At 39.2% G+C, this 17,495-nt stretch carries 13 protein-coding genes, 1 tRNA gene and 1 pseudogene; 9 read left to right on the forward strand and 6 right to left on the reverse strand.

The features are described from left to right. Positions 1–272: 272 nt before the first annotated feature. Positions 273–1,946 (reverse strand): glutamine--tRNA ligase/YqeY domain fusion protein, encoded by a 1,674-nt coding sequence (locus MTP09_RS03335; RefSeq protein WP_243550550.1) that lies wholly within the window; start codon positions 1,944–1,946, stop codon positions 273–275. A 172-nt stretch (positions 1,947–2,118) separates the two neighbouring features. Further along, positions 2,119–2,412: a hypothetical protein gene (locus tag MTP09_RS03340; protein ID WP_243550552.1), complete on the reverse strand. Its 294-nt coding sequence runs from the start codon at positions 2,410–2,412 to the stop codon at positions 2,119–2,121. A 425-nt stretch (positions 2,413–2,837) separates the two neighbouring features. Between MTP09_RS03340 and MTP09_RS03345 the strand changes: the two genes are divergently transcribed. The 4 genes from MTP09_RS03345 (at position 2,838) to MTP09_RS03360 (ending at position 6,890) form a co-directional block, all read left to right on the forward strand. Then, positions 2,838–3,464 carry a response regulator gene (locus MTP09_RS03345; protein ID WP_243550554.1) on the forward strand — a complete coding sequence of 209 codons (627 nt, stop codon included), beginning with the start codon at positions 2,838–2,840 and terminating at the stop codon, positions 3,462–3,464. A 58-nt stretch (positions 3,465–3,522) separates the two neighbouring features. Continuing rightward, on the forward strand, positions 3,523–5,421 hold the full coding sequence (locus MTP09_RS03350; protein ID WP_243551575.1) for a sensor histidine kinase: 1,899 nt from the start codon (positions 3,523–3,525) through the stop codon (positions 5,419–5,421). Between the two features lie 82 nt (positions 5,422–5,503). Further along, on the forward strand, positions 5,504–6,169 hold the full coding sequence (locus MTP09_RS03355) for a hypothetical protein (protein WP_243550556.1): 666 nt from the start codon (positions 5,504–5,506) through the stop codon (positions 6,167–6,169). Between the two features lie 10 nt (positions 6,170–6,179). Beyond that, entirely contained in the window at positions 6,180–6,890 is a 711-nt protein-coding gene (locus MTP09_RS03360) for a DUF3575 domain-containing protein (RefSeq protein ID WP_243550558.1), read from the forward strand. Between the two features lie 224 nt (positions 6,891–7,114). Here MTP09_RS03360 and MTP09_RS03365 read toward each other — a convergent pair whose 3' ends face one another. Continuing rightward, positions 7,115–8,149 carry an o-succinylbenzoate synthase gene (locus MTP09_RS03365; RefSeq protein ID WP_243550560.1) on the reverse strand — a complete coding sequence of 345 codons (1,035 nt, stop codon included), beginning with the start codon at positions 8,147–8,149 and terminating at the stop codon, positions 7,115–7,117. A 64-nt stretch (positions 8,150–8,213) separates the two neighbouring features. Further along, on the reverse strand, positions 8,214–9,230 hold the full coding sequence (fbp, locus tag MTP09_RS03370) for a class 1 fructose-bisphosphatase (RefSeq protein WP_243550562.1): 1,017 nt from the start codon (positions 9,228–9,230) through the stop codon (positions 8,214–8,216). Positions 9,231–9,471: 241 nt separating this feature from the next. Between fbp and MTP09_RS03375 the strand changes: the two genes are divergently transcribed. From MTP09_RS03375 to MTP09_RS03390, 4 genes are all read left to right on the forward strand, one after another. Further along, positions 9,472–10,710, forward strand: coding sequence for an aspartate kinase (locus MTP09_RS03375; RefSeq protein ID WP_243550564.1), 1,239 nt, complete (start codon positions 9,472–9,474; stop codon positions 10,708–10,710). Between the two features lie 6 nt (positions 10,711–10,716). Further along, on the forward strand, positions 10,717–12,552 hold the full coding sequence (locus MTP09_RS03380; protein WP_243550566.1) for a lysophospholipid acyltransferase family protein: 1,836 nt from the start codon (positions 10,717–10,719) through the stop codon (positions 12,550–12,552). An 86-nt stretch (positions 12,553–12,638) separates the two neighbouring features. Next, positions 12,639–12,711: transfer RNA gene (locus tag MTP09_RS03385), tRNA-Phe, on the forward strand. Positions 12,712–12,876: 165 nt separating this feature from the next. After that, positions 12,877–13,977: a Fic family protein gene (locus MTP09_RS03390; RefSeq protein ID WP_243550567.1), complete on the forward strand. Its 1,101-nt coding sequence runs from the start codon at positions 12,877–12,879 to the stop codon at positions 13,975–13,977. A gap of 48 nt (positions 13,978–14,025) precedes the next feature. On the opposite strand, the pseudogene MTP09_RS14515 reads toward MTP09_RS03390, so the two are convergent. Then, positions 14,026–14,133 (reverse strand): annotated as a pseudogene (locus MTP09_RS14515) (hypothetical protein); the annotation flags it as partial. A gap of 392 nt (positions 14,134–14,525) precedes the next feature. Further along, entirely contained in the window at positions 14,526–16,676 is a 2,151-nt protein-coding gene (locus MTP09_RS03400; protein ID WP_243550571.1) for an endonuclease MutS2, read from the reverse strand. Positions 16,677–16,777: 101 nt separating this feature from the next. Between MTP09_RS03400 and MTP09_RS03405 the strand changes: the two genes are divergently transcribed. After that, positions 16,778–17,470, forward strand: a complete 693-nt coding sequence (locus MTP09_RS03405; protein WP_243550573.1) for a hypothetical protein — start codon at positions 16,778–16,780, stop codon at positions 17,468–17,470. Positions 17,471–17,495: the final 25 nt, after the last annotated feature.

Genomic DNA, 17,495 nt, shown 5'->3' on the forward strand with positions numbered 1-17,495 from the left:
AGAAAAATTTGATGCGAAGATAATTATAAAAATTTTACTGAATAGTTATGAAAGCATTTATAAGGAAATTTTAATTAACGTAAACTTAAAATTCCTTTAAAACCTTCGAAGTCTATAAAAGCTAATTTTGTTAGCAAATAAGTCATCGGATATGAAAAAACTCATTACAAAACTAAAAAGAAACTTGATGCTTTTTTCTGAGTCGGTCATGAAATATATCTTCATTAAAGGCGTAATCTGAAATAGGAAACCCCAAAACGGGGTTTATAAAACTATTCTGGTTTGTAGCCGTCCTTCAGCGTAACTGTCCTGTTGAAAACAATTTTCTCTTCCGACGAGTCACGGTCTTTGGTAAAGTACCCCATTCTCTGGAACTGGTAATGCTCGCCAACTTCTGCATTTTTCAAACTTGGTTCCGCAAATCCTTGAACTGTTTTCAAACTTTCTGCATTGATGAATTCCATAAAGTCGGTTTCCTTTTCTGCATCCGGTTGCGCGGTGGTGAAAAGCCGGTCGTAGATTCTTACTTCCACTGGTATTGCGTGCTTTGCAGAAACCCAATGCAGTGTTCCCTTAACCTTTCTCAAACTTTCTTCGGTTCCGCTTCCGGATTTTGATTTCGGATCGTAGGTTGCGTAAATGGTCTTAATCTCGCCATTTTCGTCTTTGTCCACTCTTTCAGCTTTGATGATGTAGGCGGATTTCAAACGAACTTCTCCACCCAGTTTCAAGCGGAAAAATTTATTGTTAGCTTCCTCTTTGAAATCTTCTCTTTCGATATACAGCTCCCTGCTGAAAGGGATTTCTCGGGTTCCAGCGTTTTCGTCTTCGGGATTGTTTTCGGTTTCGAGCCATTCTTCTCCGTTTTCTGGATAATTTTCGATGATGAGTTTTACCGGGTCAACTACCGCCATCACTCTTGTAGAAATTTTGTTGAGGTCTTCACGCACAAAAAACTCCAAAAGTTGAATATCGATCAGGTTCTCTCTCTTTGCAACTCCCACTCTTTCGATAAAATTCTTAATGGACGTCGGTGTAAAACCTAATCTTCTCATCCCTGAAATCGTTGGCATTCTTGGATCGTCCCATCCTGTAACAACTCCTTCAGTAACCAAACGCTGCAGTTTTCTTTTTGAAGTGATCATGTAGGAAACATTCATCCTCGCAAATTCCCGCTGCTTGTTTCTCACCTTGGATTCATCATAAACCTGATCCAGATACCAATCGTAGAGCGGTCTGTGGTTTTCAAATTCCAAAGAACAAAGTGAGTGTGAGATCTGTTCGATATAATCGCTTTGTCCATGTGCCCAATCATACATTGGATAGATTTTCCATTTGTCGCCGGTTCGGTGGTGCGGTCTTTTTAGGATTCTGTACATCACAGGATCACGCATGTTCATGTTCGGCGACTTCATATCGATTTTTGCCCGCAAAGACATTGCGCCTTCTTCAAACTCGCCGTTTTTCATTCTTTCGAAAAGTTCCAGACTTTCTTCTGTTGGTCGGTTTCTGTAAGGAGATTCGATTCCTTCCTCGAAAGGGTTTTTTCTTTGCGCAGTAATCTCTTCGGAAGATTGTTCGTCAACATAAGCTTTCCCTTCCTTAATCATCTGAACCGCCCAATCGTAGAGCTGGTCGAAATAGTCGGAAGCGTAAAGTTCTTTATCATATTTAAAACCGAGCCAGTCGATATCGGCTTTGATGGAATCCACGAATTCCTGTTCTTCTTTTTCGGGATTGGTATCGTCGAAACGCAGATTTACCGGCGCTCCATATTTTTCGCCCAGACCAAAATTAATGCAGATTGCTTTGGTGTGTCCCACATGCAGATAACCGTTGGGTTCCGGCGGAAAACGGAATCGGAGCTTGGAAGTATCCAGTCCGTTTGCGAGATCTTCTTCTATGATTTGCTCAATAAAGTTGAGTGATTTTTTTTCTTCTTCCATTGTTTGGGATTGTAAGGTGCAAATTTAGGGATTCACGGTTGAAAGTGCAAGATGGTTTAAACTGCCACTTATAGATATTGAGAATCCAAGAGAGAGTTGTAACGATAATTATTAACAAAAAAAAGAAGTTTGAAAATTATTCAAACTTCTTCATTAAAGTATTTGGAATAAACTACGGGAACACACCACAGTCGAGATCTCTCATCTGTTGCTTAATCGGATTAAGGTAAGTCGCATCAAAATTATGACAATTTTCCATCGCTTCTACTGCAATAAACCATTTCTGTTTCAAATCGGAGCAATTAGAATAGTTCTGGTTCGCGATGAATTTGTTGTAAGCGGTCATCATAATATCCACTTTCTGTTGTACATTTTCAACACAATTATTGTCTTCTTCATCTCTTTCACAGGAATTAAGACAGAATCCAGCTAAAACCAAGGACGAAATAAAAAAAAGTTTTTTCATGATAAATAGTTTATAGGTTACTGTTACAAATTTTGTAAAAGATTTACAAGTAGGCAATTACACAAAAGGGTGATTTTTGACTTGAATGTATTAGAACAAAAAACTCCGAAATTCAACAATCTCGGAGTAAGGAAATAAATGATTAGGTAATGAAAAATGCTGATGAAATTTATTTCCCCATTTATGAAAAGAGTTAGTAGTTCTGGCACAAAATTCCATCAAAATTCTATATGGAGCAATTACACAAAAGGGTGATATTTTAAAAAAACATTCGGCTATTCCCCAACTCGAAAAAAAAAATTAACTTTATCTCTGTAAAAACTAAATATTAACCCCCGCTCAGTTCTCAAATATTCAATATCACCCTTTTGTGTAATTGCACAGCCAGAAATCAATCGCCATTTTTGTTAAATTATTTTCGAGAAATGCCCATCACCGTCGCAATAGTAGAAGATGACCGCCATTACAGCAACGCGCTGAAGAAGATTCTGGAAGCTGATCCGGAAATGAACTGCGTTGCCCAGTTTTTTGACGGTAAATCTGCATTGGCAGACTTGAAACGGTATGAACCAAATGTGGTTTTAATGGACATCCGACTGCCCAATATGTATGGATACGATATTGTGTACAACCTCGCAACAGAAATGGAAAATACACAGTTTATCATGTGTACCAGTTTTGACGATGATGAAAATATTTTTAAATCACTCAAAGCCGGCGCAACCGGTTATCTCGTAAAAGGCGACAGTATGGATAAAATCATCGCGTCCATCAAAGAAGTTTACAACGGCGGTGCTCCCATGAGTTTTTCGGTGGCAAAAAGGGTTCTGCAATATTTCAGAGAAGAAAGAAAGGTTTTTGAGCTCGACTCACTTACCAATACTGAAAAAGAAATTCTCGATATGCTTGCGCAAGGTTTGCTTTATAAAGAAATTGCGGATAAGAAAACTGTCTCCATCGACACGGTGAAAAAGCACATCGGACACATCTACCGGAAACTACATGTCAGCAATAAGATTGAGGCAATCAACCTTTTACGGGGAAAAAATTAAATGGAAATCCCGAAACAAAATGCGCAGGAAATACCTGTTAAAAATAGCTTTATTGAAAGTGAAAATCTTGATGTTTTCACTGTTTTTTTCTGCGCTCTTCTCGCAAACCAAAACCATCACATTTACCGAAAGCGATTCTGCAATTTTCATTAACCCGTCGTTGGATTATTATTTTTCAAAGTCATCAACAATTCCTCCGGATTTCAATACTGCAAAACCTATCGCTTCTTACTCCGCATTCAAAGATTCTATAAGGAAGGCGCCACAATATCGATCTGTTTGGGGAGTAATGAAGGTAAGAAACCTCTCCAAAGATTCGGTATTGTTCATTAATGCCAAAGAATATGTTGCAAAACTGAGGGTGTATGAAAAAGTGAACGGAAAGCTTAAGGAATCGGGCATAACTGGATTCAACATTAGCAGAAGTTTGCTGCATGCCAAGAACGGCGACCTCTACCATATTCGGATTCATGTTCCTGTCGGAGCTGAAAAAACTTTCTATTTTCAGTCATCGCTTTATAGGAATCAGGTTTTTTTTCCCGAACTGGATCTTATCACTTACACGCATCACCTCTCGCTTACTGATGCCTACTTCAGCTCATCGGAATTCAATTACTACCAGTACACCTTGTTTTTTATTGGCATCCATTTTTGTCTGATGGTTCTGGCTCTTTCGCGTTTTCGCGCGCAGCAGTTTCGTTTGGCGCTCTTGGTTTTTGCGGGAATAAATCTTTTCTACATATTCTATTATCTGGCGGAATATGACTTCATAGATTTCGAAAACAAACTTTTTCCGGGATTTATCCACAATAATTACGTTACTTTTTTGGGTGCAATAGAACCCGGGCTTTACTATATCTTTTTCTGGAGCTACCTGGATCGGGACAAAAACCTTTGGTTCAGACGATTTCTCTTGGCATGCAGCGCGTTTTGGATCGCATTCTATTTTATGGTGAATGTGAACTGGGACTATGTTTTTCTTAGTAAATTGAGCGTCTTTACCCGAAATTTCGGTCCCATGTTTGATCTTTTGGTGACTGGTTTGGTTTTTGTGTATTTAATGCGTTATAAATCAACGTTTTATAAGTATGCAAGAATGGGTGTATTCATTCTATTGATTAGTGCGATACAGCTTTCAATACCTTATTTCATGGCGTCGTTGGGTATCAATAACGAAATGCCTCGATTCATCAGTAACTTTTCACTGCTTGTCATGCAGATCTGCATTGTTTTGGATTTTATCTTGTTTTTATATGGTCAAAACCGTAACGAAATTGAGTTGCAGGCAGAAAAAGAAAATATCAAGAAACAGCTTCTACAAAAAGAGATTGAAAGACAAAAGTCGATACTCGCCGAACGCCGAAGGATTTCTCTCGATATGCACGATGATTTGGGCGCGGGAATTTCGGCGCTTAAACTTCAGGCAGAGTTTCTCAAGAAAAAGCTTGACGACGAATCATTGAAACAGGACGTACACGATATTTTGGTGACTTCCGAAGAAATGAACCTCTCGATGCGGGAGATTCTTTGGTCGCTGAATTCATCAAACGACACCGTTAAAAGCTTGGTGGACTATATTTCGGTTTATGCTGAGAATTTCCTTCGAAAAAGTGGAATCAGATTGGAAATGCAGGTGGATAAAATCAATAGAAATGAGCTTATCGATGCAGAGTCGCGAAGAAATATCTTTCTTGTTTGTAAAGAATCACTGAACAATATCTATAAACACAGTAACGCGAAGAACGTTAAAATTAGCTTTTTCCATGAAGGGGAGTTTTTGCATGTAGTAATCAGTGATGATGGTTGTGGGATTCCGGAAAATTCCGTCACTGGCAACGGTCTTATAAACATGAAGGAAAGAGTTGAGGAAATTCATGGTGAACTCAATGTTTCTTCAAATAACAGAGGTACTTCGATACATATAAAGCTAAAAAAAGACAAAGAAAAATTGTTGTAAAATCACCCGAAAGTGGTATTTTTTTTAAAAAAACTTTTCAGGATATTTGAAACACATTAATCTGATCTAAACATTAGCTATCATGAAAACAATTTTTCTTAAATTAGTGTTGACTTTATTCATTGTTCCGTTAACGGCGCAAAACGTAGTAATTAATGCATCGGAATCCGACGCACAAATTATAGTCAACGGGCAGAATGTGAGTTCGGGGAGCTATAACCTCAAACTTGACAAGCACCAGTGTTACAAAGTAAAAGCGCAGAAATCCGGATTTCTTAGGTATGAAGTCGATGTATGTGGGAAAAAAGCGGGACCCGAACCGCCTAAATCGATTTATTTCGAAATGAAGCCCGACGATGCGGAAGAGGCATCAGTGAAAACCGACCAAGCAAATATTGATTTTGCCATTGAGGTTAATAAAGACCTAAATGTAAACGACGCCTGGAAGCTTACTAATCAAATTGTTACTGATTATTTCGATGCAATTGAGGTTGCAGACAAGGAAACTTCTTATCTTCGCACTGCATGGAGTGTACAGACATTTGCCCAGAATACGATTAGAACCCGACTAATTATTAAGCTTGCCAAATCTGATCCCCTAACCTTTAAAGTTAAATTAAACAGCGAGCAATCCGGAGCAGCGGGAACAAGTGTAAAAGCTGACGAACAGTTCCGTGATTGGGACCGCATTCTGAGAAAATATAGAAATGTTATTAACGACTTTTCTACAAGGTTAATGAAAAAATAATGGAATTATCATGAAAAAAATAGTTGCAATGATTTGCATACTGCTTTCAGTGCAGACTTTTTCACAGACTGATAAGAATAATATCGTAAAAACGAATGTTACCGCTTACGCTTTTCGAAACATCAACCTTACTTACGAACGTGTTCTCAGTAAAAGATTTTCGATCACTGCAGGTTTTGGAACAATGCCAAAAGGAAGTATTCCGTTTGCAAGCACTTACCTGAAAGATACCGAAGTAAAAGATCCGCAGGTTGCACTCACCAATTTTACAGTTGAAACGAGAATTTATCTGGGTGAAGGTTACGGTAAAGGGTTCTACATCGCCCCTTATTACAGATATACTTCAGTCAATGCAGAAAACGCAACCATTACCATGGACTATACTACAACGCCGGATCCAACCAAGATTTCGGGAAAGGCAACAGGAAACAGCGCAGGTTTGCTCCTTGGAGCACAGTGGTTTTTCGGAAGCAGCAAAAACTGGGTGATCGACTGGTGGATTATCGGTGGACACTACGGAGCGGGAAGCGGAGATTTCCGGGCAAATTCTTCCCGACCTCTTACTGCGCAGGAACAGCAGGAACTAAAAAAAGAAATCGACGATTTGAATATTCCTATGGTGAAATATACAACCACAACCGACGCAAATGGTGCAGATGTTAAGATGGATGGACCTTGGGCGGGATTTAGATCGGGGTTGTCTGTCGGTTACAGGTTCTAAAAGAAGGATTTTTGGAGAGATTTCATAAGCTTGCAATATGAGATCCATGATTTTTTACTCGTGTTGGCATCGGATTGGCTCATTGCCATTTCCATTAACGCATAAAAAAACATTGATGAGAACGATTAAGAGAAAACTTGCGTATTTCTATCACATGATCGCGAAATTTATATTTGTAAAAGACGTTATATAGATAGAATCACTACACTTTCAAAGAGAAGAAATTAAGATTGTTTTTTGAGAAACAGCTGGTCACCATTGAGTTCCAGTTGGGTTTTGAAATTATTTGTAAAAAGTCCGCCAGTTCCAAGTCCCTGTGGAATAGTTGACTTTTTGGTATAAGTGTATTGTGCTATTGCATTTAGACCAATGTTGCTTTCCAGGGCAGAAGTGATCCACCAACCGATTCCGAGGTTTTCAGCTATGGAAATCCATTCGTCAGTTCCCGAAAAGCCACCGACCAAAGATGGTTTCAGGATAATGTATTGCGGTTTGATGATTTCTAAAAGTTGCTTTTTGTCTTCGAAATTCACTACACCGATCAATTCTTCATCCAGCGCAATCGGAATCGGTGTTGCCGCACAAAGTTGTGCCATCAAAGAATTTTCGTATTTCGTATTTCGTATTTCGGACTTTTTAATGGGCTGTTCAATAGAATGAATTTCTAAATCCGCCAATTCTTTCAGCACTCTTTTTGCTTCGTCAAATGAGAATGCTCCATTCGCGTCGACACGTAACTCAAGCTTTTCGGGTGGAAACTGATTTCTAAGCTCGGCCAGAATCTCTTTTTCAGAATTCCAGTCAGTGCCAATTTTCAATTTGATGCAGTCAAAACCTTTTGCAAGTTTTTCTTCAATCTGTTCCTTCATAAAATCCACATTCCCCATCCAAATCAGTCCGTTAATTTTTATGGAATCTTTTCCTTCGGTAAATTCACTTGGGAAATAGATGTTGTCCCCGTGTTTAAGATTTAAGATTGCCTGCTCATAACCAAACCAAATGGAGGGAAACATTTTCAGTTCTTGCTCAAGGATTTTTGGATTCTGATTAATGTTTTCAACTAGCCATTGCAGTTTTTCTTCGTAATTGGGGACGTCATCAAAACTTAGCCCACGAAAAAGTCCGCATTCGCCAATTCCTTTTTTTCCGTTTTCGGAGATTTCAAGGATGAAGGTGTCTTTGGTGTGAAGTACACCGCGAGAAGTTCCGCCTGGTCTTTTGAATTCTAAAATATGTTTAAAAAAACTTGCTGATTTCATTGCAGATGCTTAAAAAAATGAAGACGCGATTCATCGCGTCCTCAAAGTTATTAAAATCTTATTCTTATTGGTTTTCTGCGTTGCGCATAAATTCCTCCGCTTTTTCCACCATTTCCAAACTTCCGCAGAAGAAAGGAACTCTTTGGTGAAGTTCTGTTGGTTGGATTTCCAGAATTCTATTGAAACCGTCCGTACATTTTCCTCCTGCCTGTTCTGCCAATAATGCCATTGGATTGCATTCGTACAAAAGTCGTAGTTTTCCGTTTGGTGATTGAGAAGTTGATGGGTAAATGTAAATTCCGCCTTTAATCATATTTCTGTGGAAGTCGGATACCAAACTGCCGATATACCGCGAAGTATACGGACGATCTTCTTCCTCTTTTTGGCAATATTTGATGTAGTTCTTTACACCTTGCGGAAATTTGATATAGTTTCCTTCATTGATCGAGTAAATTTTGCCTTTCTTCGAAAACTGCATATTGGGATGTGAAAGGTAGTAAGTTCCCAAACTCGGGTCGAGCGTAAAGCCGTTCACTCCGTTTCCTGTGGTGTAAACAATCATCGTGGAGGAGCCGTAAACTACATAACCCGCTGCAATCTGGTTGACTCCTTTTTGAAGAAAGTCTTCTAAAGTAACGGGAGTTCCCGGTTCGGTAATTCGTCGGTAGATCGAGAAAATTGTTCCCACGGAAACGTTCACGTCGATATTCGATGAGCCGTCCAAAGGATCGATCAAAACCACGTATTTGCTGAGGTGTGCGTTGGAGCTGCACTTGATTTCAATAAAGTCGTCACTTTCTTCAGATGCGATTCCGCACACAACTTCACGCTGAGAAAGTGCCTCGATGAAGATGTCGTTTGCTATCACATCGAGCTTCTGCTGTTCTTCTCCCTGAACGTTTTGCTGGCCGACTTTACCTATGATATTGGCAATTCCCGCTTTATTTACTTCGCGGTTTACAACTTTTGAAGCAAGGCGGATTGCACTTAGCAAACGAGAAAGCTCACCGGTAGAATACTGAAAATCCTCCTGTTTGTCAATAATAAATTCACCGAGTGTTTGAAAGTTTTGTTCTGACATTATTTTACTTTTTGTGGATTTACAAATTTCGTAAAATTCTTTTACATTCCCCTAATTTCTTTAGTTAAACTAATAAAAATCATTAATACAAATCGGCTTTTTTAGACACGAAAATTGTTGCTGGTTACTTGCTGGCAAAACGTTCTTTTTTTTATTTCGTTCTAAATTAATAATTTTGAAACTTGAATTTTTTCAGGGAGCTATTTCCTGAATTTTAAAAAATTGACAATCAGTTTATTAGATGAAGATTTTTAAGTTTGGAGGAGCATCGGTGAAGGATGCGGAAAGTGTAAAAAATGTTGCCCGCGTTTTGGGCTCTCAAGGTTTTGAGGAATGTTTAATTGTGGTTTCCGCAATGGGAAAAACTACTAATGCACTTGAAAAAGCAGTGCAGGTTTATTTTGAAAAAGGCGGTTACGAAGCCGAAATTAAGAAAGTCAAGCAGAACCACCTCGAAATATCTAATGGACTTTTCGCTGAAAACCATCCCGTCTTTGCCGAGATTTCACTTTTTTTTGACGATATCGAATCTTTTTTAAGGAGGAATAAATCACCAAACTATAATTTCGTTTATGATCAGGTGGTGAGCTGTGGTGAAATGATTTCATCTAAAATCCTCAGTGAATTTCTGAATGACAACCAGTTTGAAAATGCTTGGCTCGATGCACGTGACTACATCAAAACCGATGATTATTACCGCGAAGGAAATGTCAACTGGGAAGAAACAGAGAAAAAAATCTCAACGCTCAACAAAACCGTAAATTATGTAACTCAGGGTTTTATCGGGTCCGAAGACAATAATTTCACGGTAACGCTCGGTCGGGAAGGATCCGACTATTCTGCGGCAATTTTCGCGTATTGCCTCAATGCCGATGCGATGACCATTTGGAAAGATGTTCCAGGTGTGATGACCGGCGATCCGCGAAAATTCGAAAATGTGTCGCTGCTTTCAGAAATTTCTTATGAAGACGCGATCGAAATGGCGTATTACGGAGCTTCGGTAATTCACCCGAAAACGCTGCAGCCACTGAAACAAAAGAATATCCCTTTTTATGTGAAATCTTTTGTGGAACCCGAGAAATCGGGAACCAAAGTCGGAACTTCGTTGGGCAAGCAAAATGCTGAATCATACATTTTAAAAGAAAACCAGCATTTCATGAGGATTTCTACGCGAGATTTTTCTTTTATTGCCGAGGAACATTTAAGCCAGATTTTTGCGATGTTGGCAAAAAACAAAATCAAGATTTCTTTGATGCAGAACACAGCAATTTCACTGGAACTCTGTCTGGAAGACAAATACGGAACGATTGACGAGTTTGAAAAAGAACTTCAGAAAAATTTTAAAACAGAACTTCTAAAAAATGTTTCGCTTTATACCGTTAGAAATGCTAATTTAGAGGGCGGAAACAAAATCTATAAAGACAAAAATGTGCTGCTGGAACAAAGTTCAAACAGAACGATTCAGGTAGTAACCAACTAATAACCAATGAGTCTTATTTCTAAAAACGATCTGATCAAAGCATCGGGACTGAACAAAATTGGATTTTTGAAAAGTCCCGTCGCTGCTGCAATTATGAAGTTGACCAAGATCAACGAGGTCAACAAGCTTTATGATATTCTGAAAGATAAGAAGGGAAAAGATTTCTTTGACTCTTTCGTGCGCGAAAGAGATTTGAAATATGTAGTCTTTGAAGAAGACCTTGCCAAGATTCCGAAAACGGGCCCATTTATTTTGGTTTCGAATCATCCGTTAGGAGCGATTGATGGAATTCTGATGACGAAGATTCTCACAGAAATTCGCCCTGATTTTAAGGTGATGGGAAATTTTCTTCTCGAGAAAATCAAACCGATGGAACCCTACGTAATTCCGGTCAATCCTTTTGAAGGAAGAAAAGAAGTTAAGAACAGTTCTATCGGAATGCGCGAAACCCTTAAACACCTTGAAAATGGTGGCTGTGTCGGGATTTTTCCTGCGGGTGAAGTTTCCAACAAAAACAATGAATTCGGTGAAATCTTGGATAAAAAATGGGAGAAACCCGCACTGAAACTCATCAAAATGGCTAAAGTTCCTGTCGTTCCGATGTACTTTCACGCCAAGAACAGTGGTCTCTTTTACCAGATGTCAAAACTGCACCCGGATTTACAGACGTTAATGCTTCCTGCCGAGATGATGAACCGGCGCGAAAAACCAATCCGAATCAGGTTCGGTAAAGCAGTTTCGGTAAAGGTGATGGATGAGTTTGACTGGGAGGAATTAGGCGATTTTCTGCAGAAGAAAGTCTATATGCTCAAATCCTATTATGAAAAACGGAGATCGATTGCGGAGCGGCTCAATATTCCCAACCTTAAAATTAATTTCACTTTAGGAAAGGAGGAAAACGTGGTGCAGAACATCATCGATGAGACGCCCATGGACGATGTCTATCGAGATATCGAAAATCTTCGCCAAAACGATAAGATGCTTTTCCGCAATGCGGATTATGAAGTGTATTTTGCAACTTATGCCGAAATTCCTTCTGTGATGAGGGAAATCGGGAGACAACGCGAACTGACTTTCCGCAAAATTGGGGAGGGAAGCAATCTCCCATTCGACCTGGATGAGTACGACCAATACTACCACCATCTTTTTCTGTGGGACAATGCTGCCAAGAAATTGGCGGGAGCTTACCGAATGGCACTTGGTGCCGAAGTAATGAAAAAGTACGGAATTGATGGGTTTTATACCAGTTCCCTGTTTGAGTTTGATCCGGAACTTCGTCCGTTTTTCAGGAAGGTGATCGAGATGGGACGTGCCTATATTTCCACCGAGTACCAGCAGAAACCTTTGCCGCTTTTCCTTTTGTGGAGAGGGATTGTGCACGTTTGTTTAAGAAATCCTGAGCATAAATTCCTGATGGGAGGAGTGAGTATTTCGGATAAGTTTTCGGAATTCTCCAAATCTTTGATGATCGAGTTTATGCGCTCGAATTACTACGACTCCGCGGTTGCGCAGTATATCCACCCGAAAAAGGAGTTCAAAGTGCGTTTGAAAGACCGCGACAAGAATCTTTTTTTCGACGAAGTGGAATCCGACCTGAACAAGCTCGACAAAATCATCGACGATCTGGAGCCGGAAATGCGTTTGCCGGTGCTGATCAAGAAATACATCAAGCAGAATGCAAAAGTAATTTCCTTCAACGTTGATCCCAATTTCAACGATGCGATCGACGGCTTGATGTACATCCGAATCAGCGAGCTCCCCGAAAGTACGATAAAACCTGTATTGGAAGAAATGAGCGAACAGATGGGGAAGGAAGAAAATAATCCTTCTGAAAATCAGTAGCTTTTTGAAAATAGCAAAAAAGTTGGCGAAAAAGTTTGTCCAATAAAGATAAAGTTACTATTTTTGCCCCACTCAATTAGAGAGAAGGTTTCTTAGCTCAGTTGGTAGAGCAACGGACTGAAAATCCGTGTGTCCCTGGTTCGATTCCTGGAGAAACCACTTTAAAAAACCGTAACACGCTGAAATAAAGCAGGTTGCGGTTTTTTTTTTGTTCGAAATTGTGACCACATTTGTAACCGCTTTTTCTTTTTGTGGAGAAAAAGACACCTATTCACCGCAAATAATGCGGTAAATAATTGCTATATTTACCGCATAATCTACAAAATGGCAGTTTACAACCATCAATTAAAACAGTGGCCAAATTTTTTCTGGCAAGATGATGAGTTAATCAATCTGCTTGCAGAAGTCCGTTATTTGCAGGGAAAACTGTTGGGCAAGGTCGAAAATTTAGGTTTTGAACTCAGGAATGAAGCCAATATGGAAACTTTAATTCAGGATGTAGTAAAATCATCGGAAATTGAGGGCGAAATCCTGAATCCAGAGCTGGTAAGGTCATCAATTGCGGTGCGTCTTGGTTTAGACTATTTTGGCAAAGAAAATAAGGATCGCCATATCGATGGTATCGTGGAAATGATGTTGGATGCAACTCAAAATTCAGACAAAACACTTACCAATGATCGATTATTCGGATGGCATTCGGTCTTGTTTCCCACCGGAAGAAGCGGAATGTATAAGATAGAGGTTGCAAAATGGAGGATGGGTGATATGCAGGTGGTTTCAGGAGCAATGGGAAGAGAAAAAGTTCATTTTGAAGCACCTAAGGCGGATGTTTTAGAAAAAGAAATGAACAAATTTTTCCAATGGTTCAACAGTGAGCAGGAATTAGATATGATCTTGAAAGCGGCAATTGCGCATCTTTGGTTTGTAACCATTCACCCTTTTGATGATGGAAATGGAAGAATAGCGAGAGCAATTGCCGATATGCAACTGTCTAAAGCGGATGGTGTAAATCAAAGGTTCTACAGTATGTCCACACAGATTAATGCTGATAAAAAATCGTACTACTCGATACTTGAGAAAACTCAAAAAAGCGATTTGGATATTACGGATTGGCTTGTGTGGTTTTTGAAATGTTTGAAAGAAGCCATCATCAACTCAGGAGAAATCATTGACAAAGTTTTGATAAAGCATGATTTCTTACTCCAGAATAATTTCAAAATTGCGAATGAGCGTCAGAAATTGATCATTACAAAAATGTTGGACGGATTCACAGGCAACCTCACTACTTCCAAGTATGCCAAGATTACAAAAACATCTACTGATACGGCACTTCGCGATATCACGGATTTAGTTGAGAAAGGGATATTTCTGAAATCTGATTCCGGAGGTCGTAGTACTTTTTATGTGCTAAATTTAAGCAGGTAAATTTAGATTCTTTCCAACTCATGGGTTGAAATTGTAGTTAGTCCAATTTTATTTTGAACTAATTTTCAAGCTTTTGATGATTTCCCGCAGATCTAAAATTTGATTTTTTGACATCGCCCTTTTTGGAGAAAGTCCAAACATATTATTTGAGTAAAAAAATAGAAACCAGGAATTTGTTTCTTCGACTTTGTAAACAGTATTCCAGGAAACTTCAGCTTTGTTTCATCTGAAATATCCGTCATTTTCTCATCGGTAATTTCTGAAATCACTCGCTGTTGAAGAGGTTTGCTTGAACGGTATTCTCGCTTGAATCTGAAATAATTGATGATTGGCGCTACAATCACGAAATAAAAAGTAATCAGTAAAATAAAGACCCCAAACTGGCTGTATCTTCCAAATACAACAAGCTCACGAAGTTCTTTCATTGCTAGTGCCATAAAAACAATCATTGCAAAAATGTAAGACGGTTTTCTATAAGCTAAGAAAAACCGTAGTTTAATAAATTCTTTCTCTTGTATTTGATATTCAAATTTCATAATGATTGTATCTTAAATCCGCTCTAACTCATCTGCAGAAATCTGCGTTTTGAAGGTGCCGTAATTCACCGTCACTTTTCCGTTTTTGTGGATTTCGATGATGGTTCCTACGGAAGTTGAGCCAGAAATTCTCACACGCTGTCCGACTTTGATCCAAACGCCGCGCTCCTTTTTCTTTTTCTCCTCCAGTTTTTCGTGGGTTTCGGCGATTCGTTCCTGAACGTTTTCCTTTTTCAGCTGTTGGGTAATTTTACGCTTGATGACCTGCAGTTTTTTCGATTCGTCCTTGTCGGAACCGAGTTTGCGGAATTTTTCCTGCTCAAGGATTTTCACGAAATCTTTCACCACATCTTTTCTGGATTTTCCTTTTACATAAGAGTCGATAAATCCCTCAATCTTGTTCCCGAACTGAAGTTTGCGGTGCTCTTCTTCGTATAATTTTTGAAAGTTAAAAAGTTTTTGCTGAAGTTGCTCGTTCAGTTTTTCCAGATTTTCTCGTTTGTTTTGGGTAGATTCTTTTTGCTCTGTTAAATTCGATTTTAATTTTTCGACCTCAAATTTTTCCTGCTGAAGTTTTACAATCGTTTTGTCGAGGTTCACAATGTCGTGTTCTACCTTTTTCTTGGCTGCATTGATGATGAACCTCGGAATTCGGTTTTTCTCCGCAACTTCAAAGGTGAACGAACTTCCGGCTTGTCCGACTTCCAGTTTATAGAGTGGTTCCAGAGAATTTTCGTCGAAAAGCATCGCCGCATTGGTCGCATTGGGAAGCTGTTCCACCACCAGTTTGATATTGGTATAATGCGTAGTGATGATGGCGAAAGATTTCTTGTCATAGAAAAACTCCAGAAAACTTTCTGCTAACGCTCCACCCAATTCCGGATCGGAACCAGTCCCAAATTCGTCGATCAGCAAAAGTGTTTCTGCATCGGCTTCCCGGATGATTTTCGACATTTTTTTCAGGCGGGAAGAGTAGGTGGAAAGGTGGTTTTCAATCGACTGGTTATCACCGATGTCGGTCATTATTTTGTCGAAGAAAAACATTTCCGATTTTGGATGCAGCGGAACCAGAATGCCGCTCTGAATCATCAGTTGCAGCAATCCGACTGTTTTTAAGGTGATGGATTTTCCACCCGCGTTCGGTCCCGAAATACAGAGGATTCTGTTGTGTTCGGTTAAAGTAAGCGTCTGTGGAAATATCTGTTTGTTTTCCGCGCGATTTCGGATCAAAAGCAGTGGATGATATGCGTCTTTCAGCCGTAAAGTCTTGTGTCGGTTGATCTGTGGAAGAACGCCTCCGATCATTTCGGCAAATTTGGCTTTTGCCCGGGTTAAGTCAAGATCGAAAATATAATTTTGGTAATCAGAAAGATGTGGCTGGAATTCTGAAATTTCAGCGGTGAGTTTTCGTAGAATTTTATCGACTTCCTTTTTTTCTTCCTCCAGATTTTCTCTCAGTTTAAACTGGTGCTTTACCACAGATTCGGGTTGGATGTAGGTAATAGAACCCGTTTTTGAAACTCCTAAAACTCTTCCCGAAACTCTTTTCTTAAAACCCGATTTTACCGCCAAAACTCTTTGGTCATCAATAATACTTTCCCGGATTTCATCTAAAAAATCGGTGGAAGCCAAGGAAGCCAAAGTTCGGTTGAAGTTTTCCTGAATGGCTTTTCGGGCGTGCTGGATTTCCGTTCTTAAAACTTTCAGTTCTGCAGATGCCTCGCTTTTCACTTCGCCGAAACGGTTGAAAACACGGTCGATTTTGTCAATGATTTCCTTGCGGTATTCCAAATCTTTAACATCATTATTCAGGTTCAGAAACAAGTCTTCGTAGGTGGGGTAAAATTTCTGCAGCTTCCCGATTTGCTGGGTGATATTTTTAATTTTGATGAATCCGTTGTTTTCCAGACGGAAATTTTCGATCATCATCAGTTTCAGTTCGGTTTCAATATCTTCGTATTCATCGAAGGGAATGGCGTTTTCGCTTTCGAAACTCGATAAATATTCTGCAACTTTCTTTAATGAAATTTCTGCTTCGTCAATAGGAAGGGGGAGAAGTTCTGATATCCTTTCCGCGATTTTCGGGGAATAGGCAAAAGGTGAAATTTCCGCGAGAAGCTCGGGAAATTCAAGTTCGTTTAAATCGTCTTGTTGGATGTGCACGGAGCAAAAATAATCAATTTAAAAATGTTTTCACTTGAAATTCGCAATCTCAAAAGTGGAAAGGTAATTGCAGAAGATTGATGAACCAAATCAAATGAATTATGAAAAAGCTCTTTTTAGCAGCGGTGTTTTTCGCAATAGCTTCTTGCAGCGAGAAGAAAGAAATCACCGAAGAAACCGCAAAGTCTACTGATACCGTCACTTTAAAGCAAGATTCGGCAAAGGTGGTTGTCTCTAAAAATCAACAGTTTTTAGATAAATTCAAAATAATTGAACTTGATTCAACCCGGTTTGTTTCTCCAGATTACGATGTAAAAAATGTGGGTCCTTCATTAACAAAGAAAGAAATGGAATTGTTCCCTAAATCATTGAATGTGGATTCTTTTGTTGGCGAACAGTCGGATTTTCAGGCATACGCGAAATTTGAAATCAATCCGCAGTTGTTGGGTTTGGTTGCAAGAATGCCGGGAGAATATTCTTTTACTGCTCTGAAACTTTTTTTCTATGACAAAACCAAAGACGAAATTTTGCCTCAATATTTTGAAGTTGCCGATAAAATGGGAGACGCAGGTTACTCTGAAGAAATAAAAAGCTGGCTATGGAAAGAAGGAAACCAACTGAAATCATTGACCTATTATTGGACAAAAGTTGAGAAAATCGAACCGGATGATCCTACTCGAGAATCGCAAACCAACGATTATTATCTCATCAAACTTTCACCGGAAAAAATTGATACCGCAAGAATTTCAAAAGCCAACTTGGGTAAATTTCAGAAACTTTTGAATCAGAAATAAACCTTTATTTTTGCATCACTCATCA

Source organism: Chryseobacterium suipulveris (genome assembly GCF_022811685.1).
Lineage (GTDB): Bacteria > Bacteroidota > Bacteroidia > Flavobacteriales > Weeksellaceae > Kaistella > Kaistella suipulveris.

Coding starts and splice junctions, on each gene's coding strand:
- MTP09_RS03335 (WP_243550550.1), bottom strand. CDS start 1,946: ATGGAAGAAGAAAAAAAATCACTCAACTTTATTGAGCAAATCATAGAA.
- MTP09_RS03340 (WP_243550552.1), bottom strand. CDS start 2,412: ATGAAAAAACTTTTTTTTATTTCGTCCTTGGTTTTAGCTGGATTCTGT.
- MTP09_RS03345 (WP_243550554.1), top strand. CDS start 2,838: ATGCCCATCACCGTCGCAATAGTAGAAGATGACCGCCATTACAGCAAC.
- MTP09_RS03355 (WP_243550556.1), top strand. CDS start 5,504: ATGAAAACAATTTTTCTTAAATTAGTGTTGACTTTATTCATTGTTCCG.
- MTP09_RS03360 (WP_243550558.1), top strand. CDS start 6,180: ATGAAAAAAATAGTTGCAATGATTTGCATACTGCTTTCAGTGCAGACT.
- MTP09_RS03365 (WP_243550560.1), bottom strand. CDS start 8,149: ATGAAATCAGCAAGTTTTTTTAAACATATTTTAGAATTCAAAAGACCA.
- fbp (WP_243550562.1), bottom strand. CDS start 9,230: ATGTCAGAACAAAACTTTCAAACACTCGGTGAATTTATTATTGACAAA.
- MTP09_RS03375 (WP_243550564.1), top strand. CDS start 9,472: ATGAAGATTTTTAAGTTTGGAGGAGCATCGGTGAAGGATGCGGAAAGT.
- MTP09_RS03380 (WP_243550566.1), top strand. CDS start 10,717: ATGAGTCTTATTTCTAAAAACGATCTGATCAAAGCATCGGGACTGAAC.
- MTP09_RS03390 (WP_243550567.1), top strand. CDS start 12,877: ATGGCAGTTTACAACCATCAATTAAAACAGTGGCCAAATTTTTTCTGG.
- MTP09_RS03405 (WP_243550573.1), top strand. CDS start 16,778: ATGAAAAAGCTCTTTTTAGCAGCGGTGTTTTTCGCAATAGCTTCTTGC.